This window comes from Synechococcus sp. R3-13 (assembly GCF_047462195.1).
Taxonomy (GTDB): domain Bacteria; phylum Cyanobacteriota; class Cyanobacteriia; order Thermostichales; family Thermostichaceae; genus Thermostichus.
Genome location: NZ_JANSIO010000206.1, coordinates 1 through 2,734 on the forward strand (window position 1 = coordinate 1; position 2,734 = coordinate 2,734).

The following is a 2,734-nucleotide window of genomic DNA, read 5'->3' on the forward strand; positions in this document are numbered from 1 at the left end:
TGGCTCAAATGAAAGATCAACACAACCTAGGATTCTTAAACTTAAGATTTTTAAACTCAAAGAGGCTCCCCGCTGCCCTGCTCCAAGAGGGGATCCAAACGGCGCACCAGTTGCCAGCCCTCCACCGCCGCTAGAGGTTGTAACCCCAAATCCCGGATCTCCACCTGTTCTGCCTGCACCGGAGAAACCCAAAGGTAGTCTCCATGCTCCCCTCGTCGCAGAGCCTGATCATCCACCCATCTCCCCGGATGGGGGGTATAAAAAGCGATGGCCTGGGCCTGACAGACATCCGGCAAGCCGCTGCGGCCAATATCCACCACCGTCTCCCCAGCCTCTGTCGAGGACTCCGTCCGAATAGCGCGAACGGACGGGGGCAGCATCTGGCTCCAATCCATGCGGGCAAAAGCAGGGCTGAAGTTGCCGAAATCAGGCCGCAAGACGATGGTGATCATGGCGAGGATCCCGGCCAACAAGAGGGTTCCCACCCACAGACTGCCGGCACAGCGCAACACCCGCCGCCAACTCCAGATCCCTGGCAGCAAGAGGTACAAAACACCGATCACCACCAGCGGCCAAGCATGAGGCTGTAGGAGCTCCAGACCGTCTACACCTAGCCGGACGGCCACCCCCAAACCCAACAGCAACAGCCCCACCGCTGCCAGTCCCCAAGAGAGCACCTGGGCCAGACGGGGCTTTAAGCGCAAGGACTCCGTCCCGCTAACGCGATCCGCACCGCTGACGCGACCCCGCATAGCCAACGCTTGATCCAAGGCTACCCCGGCCAAGAGAGCCAGCCAAGGGTAAAGCTGCACGGTGTAGTAGGGGGTTTTGGTGGGATAAAGCTGCAACAACAACAGCAGCAGCAGGGGGAAAGACCAGATTAGCAGCGTGGATCCCGGCTGCTGGCGCACCAGGAGAAAGCCACCCACCAAAGCCAAAACCGTCCACGGGAAGCCATGAACGGGAATGTGCCAAAGGTAGTACCAGCCGGTGGCATCCGCATGGAAGGGCTCTTGCCCCAGATCCCACACCTTCCCCACCAGGGTGGTCAGCACCTGCGGGCCATACACCTGCATGGCTGGACCTAGCCAGAGGCCAAAAATCCCCAAGCCCAGCCCAAGCGCCAGCCAAAATGGGGCGGATCCCATCCAGCGGCGCCGTTGCTGCACGAGATAGGGGATCAAAGCCGCCCCCGGCAGCAGGATCATGGCGCTTTTCATCAACAGGCCCAGCCCAAAGGCCACTCCGGTTAGCCAAAACCAAACCCTGTGGCCGTGGATGCCGTTGATCAGCCCCAGGATCCCCAGCAGCTCCAGAAAGGTCAAGGGCACATCCTGCCCCACCAGCCGCCCCTGCTGCACCCAGAGGTAGCACAGGGGCAAAACCGCCATCCCCAAAAAGGCCGCCCGCATCGGCAAAAAAGGTCGCCCAATCCAACCCACCAGGGGAATGGAGAGCAAAGCAGCGAGGATCCCTGGCAGCCGCGCTGCCCACTCGTTTACCCCGTACAGGGCAAAACTGAGGGCCACGCTCCAGGTGAGCAGAGGGGGTTTCTCGAAAAAAGGCTCCCCCAAAAAAGTGGGCCCCAGCCAATGCCCTCCCCGCAGCAGCTCGCGGGCCATTTGGGCATAAAAGCTCTCGTCGCAGCCAGCCAAACTGGGATCCGCCCCCGAAAGCACAAACAGAGGCACTGCCAGGCCCATGACTAGTAGGCTTAGGCCCCAAAAGGGCACTAGGTGCGGGTCGCGGCGAAACTGAACGAAGGAGCTGGATCCCGGCAGGGATCTGCGGCTAGGAGAACTGCCCAGACGGTTGGGGTTGCCGAAAGGACGCATGGGACTCCGTCCCGCTAACGCGATGGGACAAGTCAGCAAGGGGCGGCTCTAACCAGACTAGACAAGGACTCCGTCCCGCTTACGCGATCGGCAGAATTTTTTAGGGAAGCTCCAGAGATCCAGAGGAGCTCTAAGGACTCCGTCCCGCTGACGCAATAGGCTGCCAAGCGGACTTGGGTTTTGCGGATCCCACGCAGGGTGGTTTCCTGTTGCTTGCTTAAGGACTCCGTCCCGCTGACGCGAACGGGATCCTGATCCAGACGTAACAAGGCTTGCACAATGGCTTCCGTTGTTTCAAAGCCCAGAGCACAGCTCGACTGGGCCAACATTCCCAGATCAAAGCCAAAGGTTTCAGAAAGGACTCCGTGCCGGCTGCAAAAAGTGAAACACGAAGCGAAAGTAGGGGATCAGCATCAAAAACGAAGCTGTGCCCAGCAGCAGATTCAGCCCGACGAGCAACCCTGGAGGGTGTTGCTCCGCAACGCCAACACGAACGTAAAAGCCCAGGGCTGCCGAACTCCACAAACTGACCACATTGGCCAAAATCAGGAAAAAGAAGAGGTAGAAATTGACTTTCTCGCGCAAAAACAGCTCCGTGACCTTGGGGGTGAAGCGATCCGCGCTCAACTGCACCACAATGGCCACCACCGAGAGGGTAAAGCCCAACACTCCCGACAACACCTGAGCCAAGGTGGTTACAAATTCCTGCAAAGCTTCTGTATCCTGCGTGGATCCCGCCCGAACCAGGTTCAACCCGCTCTGGATCCAGCGGTGCCCACCCCAAGCCCAAAGCAAACCTGCCCCCACCACTGCAGCACTCCAGGGCAGAAAGCGGGGGCGACGCCCAACAAAGCCTGGATCTGTGTGTCTCTGATACATTTACGCTGAACACTGCTGAA

General features: G+C 59.4%; 3 protein-coding genes. All 3 read right to left on the minus strand.

Translation table 11 applies throughout. From position 1 onward, the window contains the following. Positions 1–56 precede the first annotated feature (56 nt). Genes NW856_RS06295 through NW856_RS06305 form a run of 3 tightly spaced genes read right to left on the minus strand, consistent with a single transcriptional unit; the run spans position 57 to position 2,714 of the window. Positions 57–1,835: an ArnT family glycosyltransferase gene (locus NW856_RS06295; RefSeq protein ID WP_414399543.1), complete on the minus strand. Its 1,779-nt coding sequence runs from the start codon at positions 1,833–1,835 to the stop codon at positions 57–59. A 32-nt stretch (positions 1,836–1,867) separates the two neighbouring features. Further along, entirely contained in the window at positions 1,868–2,164 is a 297-nt protein-coding gene (locus tag NW856_RS06300; RefSeq protein WP_414399544.1) for a hypothetical protein, read from the minus strand. A 22-nt stretch (positions 2,165–2,186) separates the two neighbouring features. Then, positions 2,187–2,714, minus strand: a complete 528-nt coding sequence (locus NW856_RS06305; protein ID WP_414399545.1) for a DUF2254 family protein — start codon at positions 2,712–2,714, stop codon at positions 2,187–2,189. Positions 2,715–2,734 lie beyond the last annotated feature (20 nt).